Annotated in this window: 18 protein-coding genes and 1 pseudogene; 9 read left to right on the top strand and 10 right to left on the bottom strand. The window is 69.8% G+C overall.

Translation table 11 applies throughout. From position 1 onward, the window contains the following. Positions 1–41 precede the first annotated feature (41 nt). Positions 42–962 (bottom strand): proteasome assembly chaperone family protein, encoded by a 921-nt coding sequence (locus ACZ3HL_RS36090; RefSeq protein WP_465420500.1) that lies wholly within the window; start codon positions 960–962, stop codon positions 42–44. Positions 963–1,109: 147 nt separating this feature from the next. On the opposite strand from ACZ3HL_RS36090, the gene ACZ3HL_RS36085 reads away from it, so the two are divergent. Next, positions 1,110–1,607, top strand: coding sequence for a PH domain-containing protein (locus tag ACZ3HL_RS36085; RefSeq protein WP_465420283.1), 498 nt, complete (start codon positions 1,110–1,112; stop codon positions 1,605–1,607). Beyond that, positions 1,604–3,121 carry a PH domain-containing protein gene (locus ACZ3HL_RS36080; RefSeq protein WP_465535818.1) on the top strand — a complete coding sequence of 506 codons (1,518 nt, stop codon included), beginning with the start codon at positions 1,604–1,606 and terminating at the stop codon, positions 3,119–3,121. The genes ACZ3HL_RS36085 and ACZ3HL_RS36080 overlap by 4 nt, the downstream gene beginning before the upstream one ends. Here ACZ3HL_RS36080 and ACZ3HL_RS36075 read toward each other — a convergent pair. Continuing rightward, positions 3,112–4,020, bottom strand: coding sequence for an SDR family oxidoreductase (locus tag ACZ3HL_RS36075; protein WP_465420287.1), 909 nt, complete (start codon positions 4,018–4,020; stop codon positions 3,112–3,114). The genes ACZ3HL_RS36080 and ACZ3HL_RS36075 overlap by 10 nt on opposite strands. Before the next feature lie 111 nt (positions 4,021–4,131). On the opposite strand from ACZ3HL_RS36075, the gene ACZ3HL_RS36070 reads away from it, so the two are divergent. The 6 genes and pseudogenes from ACZ3HL_RS36070 to ACZ3HL_RS36045 all read left to right on the top strand — a co-directional run. Next, the gene (locus ACZ3HL_RS36070) at positions 4,132–4,911 is read left to right on the top strand and encodes an IclR family transcriptional regulator (protein WP_465420289.1); all 780 of its coding nucleotides are present in this window, start codon (positions 4,132–4,134) and stop codon (positions 4,909–4,911) included. A 94-nt stretch (positions 4,912–5,005) separates the two neighbouring features. Then, complete coding sequence (locus ACZ3HL_RS36065; protein WP_465535816.1) at positions 5,006–5,500, top strand: GNAT family N-acetyltransferase; 495 nt, start codon at positions 5,006–5,008, stop codon at positions 5,498–5,500. 110 nt (positions 5,501–5,610) lie between these two features. Beyond that, the gene (locus tag ACZ3HL_RS36060) at positions 5,611–5,805 is read left to right on the top strand and encodes a hypothetical protein (protein WP_007028443.1); all 195 of its coding nucleotides are present in this window, start codon (positions 5,611–5,613) and stop codon (positions 5,803–5,805) included. Next, the gene (locus tag ACZ3HL_RS36055; RefSeq protein ID WP_465420294.1) at positions 5,784–6,206 is read left to right on the top strand and encodes a VOC family protein; all 423 of its coding nucleotides are present in this window, start codon (positions 5,784–5,786) and stop codon (positions 6,204–6,206) included. Before ACZ3HL_RS36060 ends, ACZ3HL_RS36055 begins: the two co-directional genes overlap by 22 nt. A 241-nt stretch (positions 6,207–6,447) precedes the next feature. Next, positions 6,448–6,876, top strand: coding sequence for an MmcQ/YjbR family DNA-binding protein (locus ACZ3HL_RS36050; RefSeq protein WP_465535815.1), 429 nt, complete (start codon positions 6,448–6,450; stop codon positions 6,874–6,876). A gap of 65 nt (positions 6,877–6,941) precedes the next feature. Next, positions 6,942–7,391: pseudogene (locus ACZ3HL_RS36045) on the top strand (GntR family transcriptional regulator); the annotation flags it as partial. A 118-nt stretch (positions 7,392–7,509) separates the two neighbouring features. Here the strand turns inward: ACZ3HL_RS36045 and ACZ3HL_RS36040 are convergent. Both ACZ3HL_RS36040 and ACZ3HL_RS36035 read right to left on the bottom strand, forming a co-directional pair. Then, entirely contained in the window at positions 7,510–7,992 is a 483-nt protein-coding gene (locus ACZ3HL_RS36040) for a pyridoxamine 5'-phosphate oxidase family protein (RefSeq protein ID WP_465535813.1), read from the bottom strand. Beyond that, complete coding sequence (locus ACZ3HL_RS36035) at positions 7,989–8,864, bottom strand: NAD(P)-dependent oxidoreductase (RefSeq protein ID WP_465535811.1); 876 nt, start codon at positions 8,862–8,864, stop codon at positions 7,989–7,991. Before ACZ3HL_RS36035 ends, ACZ3HL_RS36040 begins: the two co-directional genes overlap by 4 nt. Positions 8,865–8,947: 83 nt before the next feature. Between ACZ3HL_RS36035 and ACZ3HL_RS36030 the strand changes: the two genes are divergently transcribed. Continuing rightward, positions 8,948–9,952, top strand: coding sequence for a GlxA family transcriptional regulator (locus tag ACZ3HL_RS36030; RefSeq protein WP_465535810.1), 1,005 nt, complete (start codon positions 8,948–8,950; stop codon positions 9,950–9,952). 8 nt (positions 9,953–9,960) lie between these two features. Here the strand turns inward: ACZ3HL_RS36030 and ACZ3HL_RS36025 are convergent, their stop codons facing one another. The 6 genes from ACZ3HL_RS36025 to ACZ3HL_RS36000 all read right to left on the bottom strand — a co-directional run bounded on the left by ACZ3HL_RS36025 (position 9,961) and on the right by ACZ3HL_RS36000 (position 18,290). Then, positions 9,961–11,232 (bottom strand): aminotransferase family protein, encoded by a 1,272-nt coding sequence (locus ACZ3HL_RS36025; RefSeq protein WP_465535808.1) that lies wholly within the window; start codon positions 11,230–11,232, stop codon positions 9,961–9,963. Positions 11,233–11,419: 187 nt separating this feature from the next. After that, on the bottom strand, positions 11,420–12,115 hold the full coding sequence (locus tag ACZ3HL_RS36020; protein ID WP_465535806.1) for a GntR family transcriptional regulator: 696 nt from the start codon (positions 12,113–12,115) through the stop codon (positions 11,420–11,422). A 4-nt stretch (positions 12,116–12,119) separates the two neighbouring features. Further along, positions 12,120–12,905, bottom strand: coding sequence for an SDR family NAD(P)-dependent oxidoreductase (locus tag ACZ3HL_RS36015; RefSeq protein WP_465420308.1), 786 nt, complete (start codon positions 12,903–12,905; stop codon positions 12,120–12,122). Between the two features lie 2 nt (positions 12,906–12,907). Further along, positions 12,908–14,605, bottom strand: coding sequence for a hydantoinase B/oxoprolinase family protein (locus ACZ3HL_RS36010; RefSeq protein ID WP_465535804.1), 1,698 nt, complete (start codon positions 14,603–14,605; stop codon positions 12,908–12,910). After that, positions 14,602–16,662, bottom strand: coding sequence for a hydantoinase/oxoprolinase family protein (locus ACZ3HL_RS36005; RefSeq protein ID WP_465535802.1), 2,061 nt, complete (start codon positions 16,660–16,662; stop codon positions 14,602–14,604). Before ACZ3HL_RS36005 ends, ACZ3HL_RS36010 begins: the two co-directional genes overlap by 4 nt. Next, a complete protein-coding gene (locus ACZ3HL_RS36000) occupies positions 16,659–18,290 on the bottom strand; it encodes a thiamine pyrophosphate-binding protein (protein WP_465420314.1) in 1,632 nt (543 codons plus the stop codon). The genes ACZ3HL_RS36005 and ACZ3HL_RS36000 overlap by 4 nt, the downstream gene beginning before the upstream one ends. Positions 18,291–18,373: the final 83 nt, after the last annotated feature.

Genomic DNA, 18,373 nt, shown 5'->3' with positions numbered 1-18,373 from the left:
GCGAGCTACCAGCAGCCACGGCCCTGGCCTCTGTAGGACCTCTAGCGCTCCGGGGCGTCGCCGCCGTTCTGCTCGGCCAGGAACCGCTCGAACTGGTTGCCCAGTTCGTCGGCGGTGGGCATGCGCTCGACCGACTCCGCGAGCAGGCTTTCCTTGCCGGACGCCTCCATGAAGGTGTCGTACTGCTGCTCCAGCGCGCGCACGATGTCGGCGACCTTCTCCGATCCGGCGACCTGGCGGGCGATCTCCGCCTCCGCCTCGTGCGAGGCCTTCCGCAGTTCCCCGTCCGGCAGGTTCAGCCCGGTCGCAGCGGCGACGGCGCCGAGCAGGTTCAGCGCGGCGCTCGGGTACGTCGAGTCCTCCAGATAGGGCGGCACGTGCGCCGCGAACCCGGACGCGTCGTGCCCCCACTCGCCGAGGCGGAACTCCAGCAGCCCGGCGACACTGCCCGGCACCTGCATCCGGTTGGGCAGCGGACGGTGTTCGCCGACGAGCTCGTTCCGCGTCGCGTGCGCGGTCACGCCGAGCGGGCGGGTGTGCGGCGCGCCCATCGGGATGCCGTGGAAACCGGTGGTGAGCCGGACGTCCCAGCGTTCGACCAGCCCGCGCACCGCCGCGCAGAACCGCTCCCAGTCGTGATCCGGCTCCGGCCCGGTGAGCAGCAGGAATGGCACACCGTCGGCGTCGTGCAGCAGGTGGACGACCAGTTCGGGGGCGTCGTAGGCCTCCCAGTGGTCGATCGAATAGGTCATCGCCGGACGGCGCGAGCGGTAGTCGATGAGGCGGTCGACGTCGAACCGCGCGATGACCCGGTGCTCAGAGGAGTTCAGGAGCTGCTCGGCGACGAGCCTGCCCGCCGAACCCGCGTCCATGAAGCCGTCGAAGTAGTGCAGGAGCACGGCCCCGCCGAGGTCAGGGACGTCCGAGTCCACCTCGTACAGGTCTTCCGGGTCCAGCGCCACCAGATCCTCCAGGTTTCGTGGGTACGACCATCCACAGGTGCCAACGCCCCGATAGGGGGTATCCATTCCGCCGACGGTGGCTTCGATCCTATCGGTCCGTGGCAGCCGTCGTGGGCGGTCCACACGGAGGTGGTGCAGGCTGGAGGGGTGACAGAAGAGACGCTCGGCCTGCGCCCGCCCGCCAATCGGGTGAGCAGGCGCGCCATCGGCTACTGGACGGTATGGGCCGCGGTCGGCTGGGTGATCCTCATCGCCGCGCAGACGGTGTTCGTGCTCACGAGCGACGACGCGCCGACATGGCTCACGGTGACCTTGACGATCTCCTGCGTGGTCGCGCCGCTGCATCTGCTGGTCATGCCGCAGTGGCGCTACCGGATCCACCGCTGGGAGGTCACCGCCGAGGCCGTGTACACCCAGGAAGGCTGGCTCAGCCAGGACTGGCGGATCGCGCCGATCTCGCGGATCCAGACCGTCGACATCGAACGCGACCCGGTCGAGCAGCTGTTCCGGCTGGCGAAGATCACCGTGACGACGGCGTCGGCCGCGGGCCCGGTCAAGATCGCCGGTCTCGACCACACCGAAGCGCTGAAGCTGGCCGCGGAGCTCACGAAGACCACGCAGTCCACTCCCGGTGACGCGACATGAGCACCGAGGCACCACCGGACGACGCCGCCGCCGGCCGGTGGCACCGGCTCGACCGCCGGATGCTGCTGATCCGCCCCGTGCTCGACGTCGTGAAATCGCTGCCGGTGCTGATCGGGACGGTGATCCTCGGCCGGGGCAACGGCTGGGAATGGTTCGGGCTCGGCGTCACCGCGCTGACCGTGCTCGTCGGGATCTCGCACGTGCTCACTTCCCGGTACCGCATCGCGGACGGTCAGGTGGAGTGGACCACGGGCCTGTTGCTGCGCAAGCATCGCGCGATCCCGCTGGACCGGGTGCGCACGGTCGACGTCACCTCGGAACCCAAGCACCGGTTGTTCTCCCTCAGCGCCGTGCGCATCGGCACCGGACGGCATTCGCCCGCCCAGGGCGCGAACGGCGACCAGCTGGTACTCGACGCCGTCAGCCGGACCGAGGCCGACCGGCTGCGTACGGTTCTGTTGCACCGCAAGGAGATCACCGAGACCGCCCCGCCTCCCGAGCAGATCGTCGCGGAGGTCGACCGCAAGTGGGTGCGGTACGCGCCGTTCACGCTGTCCGGACTCGCCGTGGTGGGCGCGATCTTCGCCGCGGTCTGGCATTTCGCGCACCAGCTGAACATCGCCCCGGAGAACGTCGGCCCGCTGCGAGATCTCATCGACGATCTGGCGAACACGGCGGTGTGGCTGATCGTGGTCGTCGCGGCGGTCGCCCTGCTCGTGGTCGTCTCCCTGCTTTCCGTCGGCGGCTACGTGCTGTCGTTCTGGAACTTCAAGCTCACCCGGGAGACGGAAGGCACCCTGCACGTCCGGCGCGGGCTGATCACCACACGATCGGTGTCCATCGAAGAAGAACGGCTTCGCGGCGTCGAGGTGAAGGAGCCGCTGCCGCTGCGGATCGCGGGCGGGGCCCGGCTCACCGCGATCGTGGGCGGGCTTCGTGAAGGCAAAGGCGGGGACAAGGGCGGCGGGCTTCTCCTGCCGCCCGCGCCCGTCGGCCGGGTCCACGAAGTCGCGGCCGGAGTACTGCGGGAGAACTTCGACCCGGCCACCGTCCCGCTCGACCGGCATCCTCGGCGGGCGCTGACCAGACGGCTCACCCGCGCGGTGGGCGGCGTGCTGATCCTGGCGGCCGCCTTGTCCGGCTTGGCGTGGATCGATTTCCTGCCGTCGTGGATGTGGCAGGTCGCGCTCGGCCTGGTCCCGCTCGCCGCGCTGGTGGGCTGGGACCGCTACCGCAACCTCGGCCACGCGATCGTCGGGCGGTACCTGGTCAGCCGGTCCGGTTCGCTCGCGCGGGCGACGGTGGCCATCCGGCGCGAGGGCCTCACCGGCGTCGTCGTCAGCCGCTCGTTCTTCCAGCGCCGCGCCGGATTGATCACCGTGACGGCCCCGATCGCGGCGGGCAAGGGCGGCTATCGGGTGGTCGACGTCGGCGAATCGGCCGGACTGGCGATGGCGGAGCAGGCCGCGCCCGGTCTGCTCACGCCCTTCCTGCGCCGGGAGGCTCAGCGGTAGCCGGTGACGTCCGCGGGCAGGCCGGGGTCCTGGACCTCGACGAGATAGCGCCAGCAATCGGGACGGCTGCCGTCGAGGTCGGTGAATCCGTATTCCTTCGCCAATTCGCCGCTGGACACCGATTTCCCGTTCCAGCGGGCGACTTCGACGTCACCGGCCAGCGCCGCGACCGCCCGGCCGACGAACGCCGGGCTTTCAGAAATGGCGAAATGCGGTTGCACCTTCGTCGCGTCCCGCCAATTCTCTTCGGTCACCCGATAAGCGTCGAGCATCGCTTCGGAACGCAACCAGCCCGGCGTGACGGCGACCGCGGTACCGCCATGCGGTGCCAATTCGTGCCCGAGCGCGAACGCCATCCGGTTCACCGCGGTCTTGGCGAGATCGTAGAAGAACGAAACCCGGTAGTTCTCCGCGTTGTACGCGGCGGTGCCGTCGTTGACTTCGACGACCAGCGCCCCCGGATTCCTGATCATGAGCGGCAGCGCGAAATGGCTGGTGATGGCATGGGTGTCGATCGCGAGCCGCAGCGTCCGCAGCCCGACGTCCAAAGTGGACTCCCAGACCGTCTTGCCCCATTCGATGGGCGCCCCGTAGATGTCGTTGACCAGCACGTGCAACGCACCCTGTTCGGCGTCGATCCGTTCCACCAGTTCGCGGACCTCCTCCGCCGCCAAATGGTCCACGGCGATCGCGATCCCGCGCCCGCCCGCTTCGCCGACGAGCGCCGCCGTCTCCTCGATCGTCTCCGGACGATTCATTTCCGATCGCCGGGAACCGGTACTGCGACCGGTCACGTAAACGGTCGCGCCCGCGGCGCCGAGCTGGACCGCTATTCCCCGCCCGGCCCCGCGAGTAGCCCCGGCGACCAACGCGATCTTGCCTGCCAATGGCTTTCCCATTGGCCGAACCTAGCAAGAAGTCCGCTTGTTCGTTGACCAAAGACCCTGGTCCGCAATTCACACAATGTGCTAGCTTCTTGACTCTTCGTGATTCCCCGGCGAGAGGTCGAGATGACGCCTGCCGCACGATCCCTGAACCCCACCGCCCCGCCGAAACGCACCCCCGGCGCCAGCAGCTCGCGCAAGGTACTGCAGTTGCTGCTCTCCTTTTCCGAACGCCGCTGGGACGCGAGCGTCGCCGAACTCGCGGCGAGGATCGGCACCCCGGTCGCCACGACATATCGCTATGTCGCGCTGCTGAAGGAACTCCAGCTCCTGGAGGAGGGCAGGACGGGGCGCTATCACGTGACGAGCCAGGTGATGCCGCTCGCGCGGGCCGCGCAACTGGCCAACGACCTGGCCCGGCTGGCCCGTCCGGCGATGGAGGAGGCGGCCCGCGACCTCGGCGAGACGGTGCTGCTGTTCCAGCATTTCGGTGAATCCGCGGTCTGCGCGGACCGGGTCGAATGCGAACGCGCGATGCGTTTCACCTTCCAGCCGGGGCATTCCGTCCCGCTCGGCACCGGCGCGTCGGGCAAGATGCTGCTCGCCATGCTGCCGGAGGGCGAACGCGAAAGGCGCCTTTCGTCGATCGTCCAGCGGCGCGGCCCGAGCGTGCGGGAAGAGGTGAAACGCGCCGGGGTGAACCGGTTCGCGGTCAGCTGGGGCGAACTGGACGACGGTGTCTGGTCGTGTTCCGTGCCGATCCCGAGCACCGGGCACCGGCCCGCGGTGCTGACCCTGGCCGCCCCCGCCACCCGGATCGGTGACGACGCGAAGCGGGCCGCCATCGTCGCGCTCCAGTCGTACGCGAGCAGGATCCACCGCGCCGTTTCGTCGTTCGCCCTCTGATCACGCGTGTCGTCCATCCAGTCACGCGTGTCGTCCATCCAGTCACGCGGTAATTCGCGCGCGGCCGCCCGGCACGGCGGGTAGAACTCGACCCGTGATCCGACTCGCCACCCCCGAAGACCTTCCCGTACTCCAGGACATCGAACGCGCCGCGGGCGAACCGTTCCGCGCGCTCGGCATGGCCGCGATCGCCGACGACGACCCGCCGTCGATCGCGGACCTCACGACCTTCCAGCGCGACGGCCGGGCCTGGGTCTGGGACGCCGGCGACGGCCCGGTGGCGTACCTGCTCGCCGAGGTCGTGGACGGCCACGGCCACATCGAGCAGGTGTCCGTCCATCCCGGTCACGCGCGCCGGGGTCTCGGGCGGCAGCTGATCGAACACGCCGCGGAGTGGGCTTCGCGCGAAAGCCTCGCCGGGCTGACGCTGACGACGTACGCCGAAGTGCCGTGGAACGCGCCGTACTACGCCCGGCTCGGCTTCGTGACACTCGACGAGGAGAGCCTCACCGACGGCCTGCGGGCCGTCCGGGACCACGAAATCGCCCGCGGCCTGGACGCGTGGCCGCGGGTGACCATGCGGAGATGACCCGCCCGGGGGGCTGGGTTGGCGACAGGCGTCGAACATGTGTTCTACTGTCGGCGCCGGCCCCGGAGGGGGAAGCTCCGCGGGCCGGCACCGGACTTCAGGAGGCACGGATGGCGGTCAAGATCACCCATCTCACCAACGGGCAGCAGGTGCGCTTCGCCAACGCGGACGGCGCCCGGCGCTACGCCGAGATCATCGGTGGCGGGGTCGACAAGTGGCGGTTCACCGTGGTCAGCGGGCATGAGCGCCCGGAATTGTCGGGGCGGGTCGTTAATGTGCCGGTATGGCGTATGACTTCCAGGTGACCGTGGACTCCGCTCATCCGCACGACCTCGCCGGCTGGTGGGCCGAGATGCTCGGGTGGCGGGTCGAGGAGAGCAACGAGGAGTTCATCCGCGAGATGATCGCCAAGGGATACGCCGCCGAGGAAGCGACGACCACGCACAACGGGGTCCTGGTGTGGAAGGACGGCGCGGCGATCGTCCATCCGGAGACCGGGCAGCGGTTCCTCTTCCAGCTGGTGCCCGAGGGGAAGACGGTCAAGAACCGGCTGCACCTCGACATCCGGATGGGGGCGGGCAAGATCGAGGCCGAGCTCGAGCGGCTGACCGCGCGCGGCGCGACGTTCCTGCACCGCGGCAAACAAGGGCCCGCCGAGTGGATCACGATCGCGGACCCGGAGGGCAACGAACTCTGCCTCTCCTGAGGCGGGCCCACGAGGGCCCGCCACTGGGGGTGTCATGAAGGGACCTGGTCCCGTCGGCTTCGCCCTTCATGACCGAGCGCGCGGCCCTCGTGGGTGGTCGGCAACCGGCCGCCCCGCACCTCGGCGAGCACTGACACGTAGGTGCTCGCCGAGGTGTCCGGCCACGTGGCAGGCGATGGCCGGCAGTCCACCGTCGTCCCAGCTCGGCCGATACCCACGCGAACCCGGATAAGCTGAATCCATGTCGGACGAAGGTCGGCGAGCAGCCGTGGTCGAGGACGTGCACCTCCTCGCGCTGGGCATGCCGCATGTGACGGTGGAGCGGGGGACCGCGGGAAACCCCGTCTATCAAGTGGGCCGGAAGTCGTTCGTCTTCTTCCGTACCCCGCGGCCCGACGCCTTCGACTCCGAGACCGGTGAACGCTACGACGACGTGATCGTGTTCTGGACCCCGTCGGAAGCGGACAAGCAGGCGATGGTGCAGGACGAAACATCACCGTTCTTCACCACTTCCCACTTCGACGGGCATCCATCGGTGCTGGTGCGCGCCTGCCGCATCGGCGAGCTGACCCACGACGAGCTGTCCGAGGTCATCCAGGACGCCTGGCTCGCCCAAGCCTCCGCCCGGCGCGCGTCCACGTGGCTCCGGAACCACGAAGGGCGTCAGTAGAGATAGCCGCCTGGGCCGAGTGGCACGCCGAGCAGGCGACGAACAACGCGGTCCAATCGGCACCGATGCGCCCAGCCAACAAACTGAAGCCGAAGAGCCTGGTGGACCAGGCCGTGGAGCAGCTCCGCGGTGAAATCATCGACGGCTCGCTCGCCCCGGGCACCCCGCTGCCGGAAGGGCAGGTCAGTGAGTGGCTGGGCATCGCGCGGCCGACCGTCCGCGAGGTGCTGCTCCGGCTGGAGAACGAAGGGGTCGTCCAACGGCAAGGCCGCGGTGTGGCACTCGCGGTCACCCGGATCGACCGTGCCCAGCTGGTGGAGATCCACACGGCCCGGTTCCATCTCGAAACGGCCGGGGCCCGTGCGTTCGCCACCGCCGCGCCCGAGGACCGGGAAGCACTCGACCGGAGCATCGAGGCGCTCGAATCCTCGGTGGTCACCTCCGACCCCCTGTCGCAGAGCCACCTCGACTCGGCGTGCCATACGGCCGTCGTCGCACTGACCGGTTCCCGGAAGCTGGTCACGCTGCACCGGCAACTGATGGTGGAAGCCCGGCCGGCCGCCAGGGTGAGATCGTCATCGCCAATCACCGGGAATTCCGCGCGGGAGAGCGGCTCTTCCGGATACTCCCCGATCAGGGCTCCTGGTTCCGCCAGATCCGGCTGCGCAGGTCCGCACCGCGGATCACCTGGATCCGCCACGGCGTCAGGCGCAGCACATGCAGCCGCGGATCGGACGGAGCCTGCCAGAAATTGCCGAGGGGGTAGCCGGCGCCGCGCGGACTGGTCTTGCGGTACAGGTCCCAGACATGCTCCTTGACCGAGGGCTCGTTGTCCCAGACGGCCACCGCGTCGACCGCCACCGAGTTGTTCCCCGGTGCCCAGTAAGAGAAATTGGTATGCGGGTTGCCTTCGAGATGGGCCGCCTTCACCGGGGTCCGGTAGGTGGCCAGCCAGCCGAGCGGTCGGCCGTCGACCTTCTCCCACACCGGGATGAGCACCCGGGTTCGCGGGCGATTCTGGGCGTCGACGGTCACCATCGTGGCGTAGTTGATGGCTCCGACGTAGCTGTCGAACTCGGCTTCCAGCTCACCGAAGTCCCGGGTCGTCGTGCTCATGCCGCGCTCCGGAAGGATTCGACGGCGCGTGAGAGGCTGGCCGCGCCGTGTCCGGCCGCGATCTGCCGGTCGATCAGGTCCTTGACCGGGAGCAGGGTGTCCGGCGGGACGTCCAGCGCCCGGCTGGCCCGGATGATCGTGCTCAGCCCCGCCTGGTTCATCGCCAGGCTGGACTCGCCACCGCTGTAGCCGCCGCGGTCGATCTCCTCGGCGAAGGTGGTCAGCGCCGGGAACGAATCCGCCAGCCAGGACAGCAGCATCGGCGTCAGCTCGGTGGCGCGCACGCCTGCCGCCGACGCCATCGCCGTGGCGTGCAGGAAACCGCCGATCATGCCGTACATCCCGGCCAGGATGGCGACGTCGTAGCCCGACGCGAGACCGGCGTCGGCGCCGAGGAAAGTGCCTTTCCCCAACAGGTCCAGCTTCGGTTGCCAGCGCCGGTGAACGTCCTGGGCGCCGCTGTAGCTGATCGACGATCCGGCGGTGCCGATCGTCTGCGGCACCGCGTAAACGGCTCCGTGCAGGTACTGCGCGCCGTGCCCGGCCGCCCAGGTGGCCAGTTCCCGTGCGTCCTCCGGCCCGCCGGAGGTGACGTTGACCAGCGCGCGCCCGGCGACGGCGTCGCCTGCCGTCGTCAGGACCTGCCGGGCGACGGTGGCATCGAGCAGCGCGACGAGCACGAGGTCGCTCGACGCGATCGCCTCCGCGGCCGTGGCCGCCGCCGTCGCCCCGGCCGCGACGAGCGCGTCCGCCTTGGTGGTGTCGCGGTTCCACACTGTCGTGGGAATCCCTTGGCGCAAAAAGGTTTCAGCCAGCGCGTGGCCCAGGTTGCCGAGGCCGATCACGGCGACTCGCTCAGATGTCGTACTCATGTGACCAGCCTCGTGGCCCACACTTCCCGCTGCCAGTGACACTGATGACCGGAAGCACCAAATTCGTGCCATAGACTGTGGCCATGAGTGCTGGTTCGGTCGCCCTGGTCGTCCCCGAACAGATCGGGATCGCCTTCTGGGACCTGTACGAGGTGAGCATCCCCGCCACCGTTTTCGGGATGCCCCAGCCCGATCTCGCCGATCCCTGGTACGACCTGCGGCTGTGCGGGACCGGTGACCGGGCCGTGGAAGCGGCACCCGGGTTCGCGCTGCGCACCCCGTACCGGCTCGACGACATCGTCGGCGCCGAGACGGTCATCGTGTCGTCGGTACCGGACGAGGTCCTCAGCGACGGCGCGCCGGTCTCACCCGAGCTGATCAGCGCGTTACGGCGGGCCCACGACGCGGGCGCGCGGATGGTTTCGCTGTGCTCCGGCGCCTTCGCGCTCGCCGAGGCCGGGCTGCTCGACGGTCGTCGAGCGACCTCGCACTGGATGCACACCGCGGAGCTGGCCGAGCGGTTCCCCGAGGTCGAAGTCGACGACTCCGTGCTCTACGTGGACGACGGTGACGTGCTCACCAGCGCCGGGATGACCGCCGGCCTCGACCTGTGCCTGCATCTGGTCCGGCGCGATCTCGGGGCACACGTGGCCAACCAGCTGGCCCGCCGGATGGTCGTACCCGCGCACCGGCCGGGCGGACAGGCCCAGTTCATCGATCTTTCCGTTCCCGCCACCGACGATCAGGGGCTGGCACCGGTGCTCGACTGGGCGAGGTCACATCTCGACCGGCCGTTGACGATCGAAGATCTCGCCCGGCGCGCCATGATGAGCCGCCGGACCTTCTACCGGCGCCTCCAGCAGGCGACCGGCACGACACCGCTCCAATGGCTGCTGACCCAGCGGCTTTCGCGGGCACAGAGCCTGCTGGAATCGACCGCCCTGCCGGTGGAGAGGGTCGCGGAGCTCAGCGGTCTCGGCACCGCGAACAACCTGCGCCACCACTTCCTGAAACAGGTCGGTGTCTCGCCCGGCGCCTACCGGAACGCGTTCCCGCGGCAGCCACCACTGACCGCCGCCGCGGGCTGACAGCTCGCCTAGGCGAGCTTGTCCAGCGCACGCGGCAAAGCCGTCGTGAGCAGGTCGAGCTCGGCCTCGCCCGCGATCAGCGGCGGCGAGACCGCGATCCCCTTGGCGAGGTTCCGCACGAGGACGCCTTCGTCCCGCGCCAGCCGCTGCAACCGGTTCGCCGCGCCGGGGTTCGCCGCGACGACTTCGGCCTTCAGCTCGACCGCGCCGAGGAAGCCGAGCCCGGCCCGGACCTCCGCCACCAACGGATGCGAAGCGAGCCCGGAAAGCGCGTCCGCCAGCGGTTTCTCCAGTTCCCGTCCACGCGGGATCAGCCCGTCGCGCTCGTAGATGTCCAGCGTCGCGTTCCCCGCGGCGCAGGCGACCGGATGCCCGGCGTAGGTCGCGCCGTGCCGCAGCACCGGCGCACCGGGCGAGCCGGTGAAGAACGGCTCGGCCACCCTCGGCGCGACGATCAGCGCGCCCAGCGGGATCGTGCCGCCGGTGATGCCCTTCGCGGTCGTGATCATGTCCGGTTTCACGGCCCACCGGTCGATCCCGAACCAGGTGCCCAGCCTGCCGAACGCGGCGATCACGCAGTCCGCGACGAACAGCACGTCGTGCTTGCGGCAGATCTCGGCGACCCTCTCGATGTACCCGTCCGGGGGCAGGAGGACGCCGCCCGCGCCGATCACCGGTTCGCAGAAGAACGCCGCGACCCGCTCCGGCCCGACCCGCAGGATCTCCGCTTCGAGCGCCTCCGCGCTGTCGTAAGGAACATGCGAGATGTCACCCGGCAGCGGACCGAAGCCCGCCGCGTTGGCCGCGATGCCGCCGACGGCCGTACCGAAGCCGTGCGTGCCGTGGTAACCCTGCACCCGGCCGATGACATGCACCTTTTCCGGGCGCCCGGTGTGGGCGAAGTACGAACGGGCGATCTTGACCGCGGTGTCGATGACGTCACCGCCGCCCGACCCGAAGAACACCTTCGAGCCCGGCTCGGGTGCCAGCTCGGAGACGCGCTCGGCGAGCTTCAGCGCGGGCTCGTTGGCGTTGTAGCCGAACAGGTTGTACGAGTCGAGCGTCCGCAGCTGGTCCGCGACGGCCCGCGCGATCTCCTCGCGCCCGTGCCCGAAGTTCGCGTACCAGAGCGACGCCGTCGCGTCGAAGTATCGCCTGCCCTCGTCGTCCCAGACGTAGGAACCCTCACCGCGGGTGATGACGAGCCGGTCGCCGTCGACCGCTCCCATGTCCGCGAACGGGTGCCACAGCGGATTGCGCGCGGACGCCGACGAAACCATGATCTTCCTCCTCGTGCTCGTGCCCCCATCCTCACCCGGATCCGGCCGGAACGCGAACACTCCATCGTGCACAGTTCGCGCTTCGGACTTGTCCGGCTTGTCGGCCCCGCCGCCGTTCGTGTCGCGAAAGCCACTTTCGCAACCTTCAACGTTGCGAAAGTGGCTTTCGCATCACGCCCGAAGCGCCTCACGACTCCCGACGGTCGTAAGCCGCCAGAAGCTGCTTCTCCGCATCCCGCAGGTACTTCTCCAGCGCCGTCTCGGCGGGCCCGAAACGCCCCCGCTCCAGATCCCGCAGGATCCGCTCGTGCCGCTCCAGGAACGGCTCGAAGAACGCACGCGTGTTCTCCGCCAGCACGAAGAACAGCCGCGTCTCCGCCAGCACCTGGCGCATCGTCGTGCTGACCCGCTCACTGTCCGCCAGGTCCCCCACCGCCTGGTGGAACGCGATACTCGCCGTCCCGACGGCCTGCCAGTCGCCTTCGTCGGCCGCGGCACGGCCTTCCCGGACCGCCGCCGCGACCGCCGAGAGGTCCACAGTGGACAGCTCGGCCGCGCGCCGCAGCGCACCGCATTCGGTGACCCGCCTCATCACGTAGAGATCCGAGATGTCCTGCGCGGTCAGTTCGCGGACGAACACGCCGCGGTTGAGTTCGTGCACCGCGAGCCGTTCGTGCGCCAGCAGCTGGAAGGACTCGCGCAGGGTGTTGCGCGAGACGCCCAGCGCGGCACTGATCGACGGTTCCGAAAGCCTCGACCCGGGCGGGAAGACTCCTTCGGTGATGCGCTGGCGCAGGATCTCGGCGACCCGTTCCGCGGTTCCGCTCCGTTCGAGCAAGGGTCTGTCGCGGGCCAGCGTCTCCTCGGCGGCGGATGTGGCCATAGCGCTACCTGACACCGAGTTCGAAGTCGAGGCTGTACCGGTTGCCCGGCATGGCACCGGCGGCCTTGGCTCCGTCGATGGGAAGCGCGACCCCGTTGATGAACCGTGACTCGTCGCTGGCCAGGAAGACGACCGCCTTCGCGACCTCCCACGCCTCGCCGACCCGGGCCGCCGGTGTGCTCGCGGTCAGCTGGTGTTGCTTGGCTTCGAACTCCTCCGGCGACGAGAGGGTGCCGCGCAGCATGTCCGTGTCGATCGCGCCCGGGTTGACCGTGTTCGCGCGGATGCCCTGGTGCGCGTGCGCGACGGCGATCGACTTCGTCATGCCGACCAGCGCGTGCTTGGTGGCGTTGTACACCGGGTCGCCGGGGCGGCCCATCACCCCGCCGTTGGACGACGTCGTGACGATGCTGCCCGCCTTGTTCGCGATCATGTGCGGCAGCACCGCTCGTATGCCGAGGAAGGCCGCGCGCACGTTCAGCGCGAAGATGTCGTCGAACTCCGCCAGTGTGGTGTCCACCAGCGGTTTCCCGAGGTGGATGCCGACGTTGTTGAACAGGACGTCGATCCGCCCGGTTTCGGCGACCACACCGCGCACGAACTCGTCGACCTGCCGTTCGTCGGTGGCGTCCACAAGGGACTGACGGGCACCTTCGACGGTTTCGGCGGGTTCGCGGATGTCGCTGGTGAACACGGTCGCGCCCTCGGCGACGAACTCCTTCACCGTGGCGAGGCCGATTCCCCTCGCGCCCCCGAAGACCACCGCGACCTTGCCTGCCAGCCGGCCCATGCTCATTTCCTCCCTCTCAGCGAAACCGCCGTGTAATCCTCCGGAAGGCGCACGAGCGCCTCGGGATCCCCGTGATAGGTGACTTCGACGCCGTACAGTTCGCGCGCCGCCCTCGGCGATATGTACCTGTCCACGACGTCGGCGAGCACGGCTTCGGGATCCCGCTCGAACGGGTCGCCGTAACCACCTCCGCCCGGAAGGAACACGTTCACCACGTCGTCGGGCCGCAGGTTCACCCGGCTCTTCGACGGCAGTGGACCACGGGTCAGCTCGAACCGGCCCACCGCGCCGTCGTGCCCGGAGTCCACACCGGACGCGGGACGGCGGACCCGGTCGACGTTCCCGTTGACACTCCACGAGATCACGCCGCGAGCGGCCATGGTGGTGCACTGGCCGAGGCCACCGCGCCACTTTCCGGCGCCGCCCGAGTCCGAGCGCAGCACGCGTTCGCGCTGGATCAGCGGGGCCATCGTCTCGATGACCTCGGTCGGCGTCGACCGCAGGCCACTCGGGAATCCGGTGGTGCTGAGTCCGTCCTTTGTGGACCTCGCGCCGATCCCGCCGGTCTGGAAGACGTTGAGCATGAACTCGCGGCCCTCGGCGTCGGCGCCACGCCAGATCGTCATCCACAACGCGTCCGCGCTGTGCGCCAGGATGCTGCCGGGCAGGGCGGTGATCAGCAGCGACGGCAGGAAATGCCCGATCAGGTGCCGGGACGCGACCGGCGCGGGCGGCGTGCAGTTGAGCACCGAGCCCTCCGGCGCGGTGACGTGCACCGGCCGGAACGAACCCGCGTTGTGGGGCACCTCCGGCGAGATGGCCGCCTTGATCGCGAACGAGGCATAGGCCCGGGTGTAGTTCAGGACGACGTTGATCCCGCGGCGGCTCTGTGGCGACGAGCCGGCGAAATCGAGATGGATGTCCTCGCCGTCGATGGTCACGGCGACCTTGAGGACGACCTCTTCGTCGTCGAACCCGTCGGTCACCAGCTCGCTGGTGTAGGTGCCGTCCGGCAGCTTCGCCAGCGCGTCCCGCAGCGCCCGCTCGGAACGGTTCATGATCTCCGCGGCGACGTCGTCCAGGGAATCGAGCCCGAATTCCTCCAGCAGCCGCACCAGGCCGGCCGCGCCGACCTCGTTGCCGGTGACCTGGGCGTACAGATCGCCGATGGTCTCCTCGGGAGTGCGGACGTTGGCGCGGATCAGCAGTTCGAGATCCGCGTTGACCTCGCCGGCGCGGAGGAACTTCATGATCGGCAGGCGCAGGCCCTCTTCGAAGACCTCGTGGGCCTCGGCGGAGACCAGCCGCCCGCCGATGTCCGGGGCGTGGCAACAGGAAGCGAACCACGCGACCAGCCGTCCCCGCAGGAACACCGGCGTAGCGACGGTGATGTCGTTGATCTGCCCGGCCGTCTGCCACGGGTCGTTGGTGAGCAGGACGTCGCCCGGCGCCAAGGTCCCCGGCGGATACGCGGCGACGAAGTAGTGCATCCCGGTCGCCATCGCGTTGATGTGGCCGGGTGTCCCGCCGACGGACTGGCCGATCATCTCGCCGCGGGAGTCGAACACCGCGCAGGCGAGGTCGAGTGATTCCCGCACCACGGACGAGAAAGCCGTGTCGACGAGCGCGTTCTGCTGTTCGGCCAGGATGGAGTGCAGCCGGTTTCCCAGCACCCCCACCAGGATCGGGTCGACGCTCATACCGTCACCACCAGACCGGCGTCCGCGCCGACGACACAGCGCGCACCCGGCGGAACGACCACAGTGGACTCACGTTCCTCCACGATGGCAGGCCCCTCGACGTGGTCGCCCGGTTTCAGCCGGTACCGGTCGAACACCGCCGTGTCGACAAAGCCACCTTCGGCGGGGAAGTACGCGGGACGGCTCCCCTTGCGCGCGCCGCCCTCGGCCTCGGAACCCGCTAGTTTCAGCGTCACCTCCGGCGCCGGACCGCTGGAGACGACGCGCCAGTTCAGTACCTCGATCGCGACGTCCGGCCCGGTCCGCCGGTACAGCGTCCGGTAGGTCTCGGTGAACGCGTCGATCAGCGACTCCGGCCAGTTCCCCCGCTCGACCGGCACCCGGATCTCGTAACCCTGCCCGGAATACCGCATCTCGGCGATCCGGCGGTGCGTCACCTCGCCACCGTCCACACCGGACTTCCCCAGGAGCTCCGCGCCCTCGGCCTCCATCTCGGCGAACAGGGCGTCGACCTGGTCCCAGGAAAGGTCGAGTACCGCCGAGCGTGCCGAACGCACGAAGTCGAAAGCCGGTGGCGCGGTGAGGAATCCCGCCGCGCTGAGCACCCCGGCGGCGGGCGGCGCGACCACCTCGGGCGCGCCGAGCGCCCTGGCCACCCCGGCCCCGTGCACCGGGCCGGCGCCGCCGAAAGTGAACATCGGCAGCTTCGCCGGATCCTTGCCGCGTTCGACGGCGTGGACGCGGGCGGCGTTCGCCATGTCCTCGTTGACGCTGGTGTGGATGCCCCAGGCGGCCTTTTCGACGCTGACGCCGAGCGGTCCGGCGATCTTCGAGCGGATGGCCTCACGCGCGCCTCCGACGTCCAAAGTCATTCCGCCGCCGAGGAAATAGTCCGGATCCAGATAGCCGAGCACGAGGTCGGCGTCGGTCACGGTCGGCTCGGCGCCACCTCGTCCGTAACAGACCGGCCCGGGATCCGACCCGGCCGAATCCGGGCCGACGGTGAGCAGGCCGAGCACGTCGATCCGCGCGATCGAGCCGCCGCCGACCCCGATCTCGATCATGTCGGTGACCGGCACCTTGACCGGCAGCCCGGAACCCGGCAGCAGCCGGTACTTCCGGTCCACTTCGAACTCGTGCGTCACCAGCGGCGCACCGCCGGAGATCAGGCACAGTTTCGCCGTCGTGCCGCCCATGTCGAAGGCCAGCAGATCCTCGACGCCGGCCGCGGCGCCGATCGCGGACGCGGCCAGCGCGCCACCCGCCGGACCGGATTCGAGGATGCGGATCGGATAGCGCGCGGCGGTGTCGACGGTCGCGATTCCCCCGTTGGACAGCATGATGTGCGGCGACGGCCGCACCCCGGCCTCGTGCAGGCGCCGTTCCAGATCACGCAGATAGCGTTCGGTGAGGTCCTGGACATAGACGTTCGCGACCGTGGTGGAGGCTCGCTCGAACTCGCGGATCTCGGGGACGACCTCGCTGGAAAGCGCGACCCGCAGGCGGGGCGCGACCTCCCGCAGCACCTCGGCGGCCCGTCTTTCGTGCGCGGGATTCGTGAAGGCGTGCAGGAAGCAGATCGCCACGGCGTCGATCCCCCGGGCGTCGAGCTCCCGGCCGAGACGCGCGACGTACCCCTCGTCCAGTCCTCTATGGACTGTCCCGTCGGCGAGGATCCGCTCGGGGACGTCGAACCGCAGGTGCCGTGGCACCAGCGGGACCGGCAATTCGATGAGCAGGTCGTACAGTTCGTACCGGTGCTCGCGCCGCATCTCCAGCACGTCACGGAAACCGGCCGTCGCCAGCAGGGCAGTGCGCGATCCCTTACGTTCGATCAGCGCGTTCGTGACCAAGGTCGTGCCGTGCACCAACTGCTCGACGTCGCCCGCGTCCAGCCCGGCGGCCGCGAGTGTCCTCTTGAGACCGTCCTCGACCGCGCGGGCGGGTTCGTCGTGTGTCGTCAGCACCTTGCCGACGGCCACGATCCCGGTCGCGTCGAGCACGCAGAGATCGGTGAACGTGCCCCCGATGTCCACGCCGACGCGGAACCCGCTCACGGGGATTCCTTGCGGTACCAGCGCGGCGAGGTGTTGAGCGGCGGCGCCATCTTCGCGCGCACGACCAGCACGTTGGGCTCGTCGGACTCGACGAATTCGCCGAGCAGCCGCCGGAACGCGCGTCCGAACCCGGAAACCCGGTCCGCGTGCACCCCGAAAGACCGCGCCAGGCCGACGAAATCGGGGCTGTCCCAGTCGACCCCACGGCGCGGCAGCTCCGCGCGATCCTGGTCGTAACGGAGCATGCCGTAGCCGCCGTCGTCGACGACGATCACCGTGACGGGCAGCTGTTCCTGCGCCAGCGTGTGCAGATCGCCGCAGCCGAACAGGAAACCGCCGTCACCGCTGACGCAGATCGCGCGGCCGGCGCCCGCGGCACCGGCGCCGAGCGCGGCCGGGAAGCCGTAGCCGAGCGTTCCCCAGCCCATCGGGTACGCGAGCTTGCGCGGCGCGCGGACGCGATGGAACCCGCCGATCCAGTACCCGGCGACGCACATGTCCGCGACCACGACCGCGTCGGACGGCAGCACCTCGTCCAAAGTGGACAAAAGGTCCGCGGCCTGCGGTTCCTCCTCCTTGATCCGCCGCCGGACCCGGGCGGAGACCTTGGCGAGCCTGCCGACGAGGGCCGCGATACCGGACCGTTCCTCGACCTTCAATGCCTCGACGAGCACGCGGGCGTCCCCGACCAGCGTGATGTCCGGCTGGTAGTTCTTGGCGGCGTCGTCCGGGTCGACGTTGATCGCGATGAGCTTCTTCGGCTTCGGCATCAGCCAGTTCTGTGTCATCAGCCCGTCGAAGTCGGTGCCGATCGCGAGGACGACGTCGGCCTCGTCCCACAGCGCGCCGACCTCGGGCGCGTGCACCGGATTCGGGGCGAGACAAGGATGATCGACCGACAGGAGCCCGCGAGCGCCGAACGTGGTGAGCACCGGCGCGGCCAGCCGTTCGGCGAGCTTCCCGATCGCCTCGCCCGCCTCGGCCCGCAGCGCGCCGCCGCCTGCCCAGATCAGCGGGCGGTCGGCGGCGGCAAGCAAGGCCTCGGCCTCGGTGAGATCCGGGATCTCGGCCGGCCGGGCGTGCGACCGCGGCGGGCGGCGCGCGGGCGTCCGCTCCGACAGGAAGTCGGCGGGGATGCCGAGGTAGACCGGCCCGCTCTGCGGCTGGAGCGCGAGCCGGGCCGCGCGGTGGAGGGTGGCGGCGACCTGGTCGGCGCTGGTGACGGTGAATCCGGCCTTGGTGACCGGCGCGAACATCGCCTGCTGGTCCGACGTCTCGTGCAGCACGCCGCGGACCACGCCCGGCCGCCGCAGTGTGGACGGGATGTCGGTCGCGATGATCAGCACCGGCGCGGCCGACGCCATGGCCTCGCCGACGGCGGCGAGCGTGTTCGCCGCGCCGGGCCCCGTGGTCACCAGCGCGACGCCGAGCTTGCCCGTCGCGCGGGCGTAACCGTCGGCCGCGTACCCGGCCGTCTGCTCGTGCCGGACCCCGACGAGCCGGATGTCCGTATCGGCCAGCGCCTCCCATAACGGCAGGTTGTGCACCCCGGGGAGACCGAAGACGACTTCGGTCCCCAGAGCGGTCAGCGCGTCGGCGAGATGCTGGGCTCCGGTGGGTGCAGGCACCTCGCCGATAGTGCCAGATCGTTCAACGATCCAGCAACCACCACGGTCGGGCTTCAGCGGTCCGTGAAGGCCTCCTTCCCTAC

The sequence above is a fragment of the Amycolatopsis sp. NPDC000009 genome (assembly GCF_055563465.1).
The sequence above is the reverse complement of the archived record's forward strand: the minus strand, read 5'-3'. Positions and strand labels throughout refer to the sequence as shown.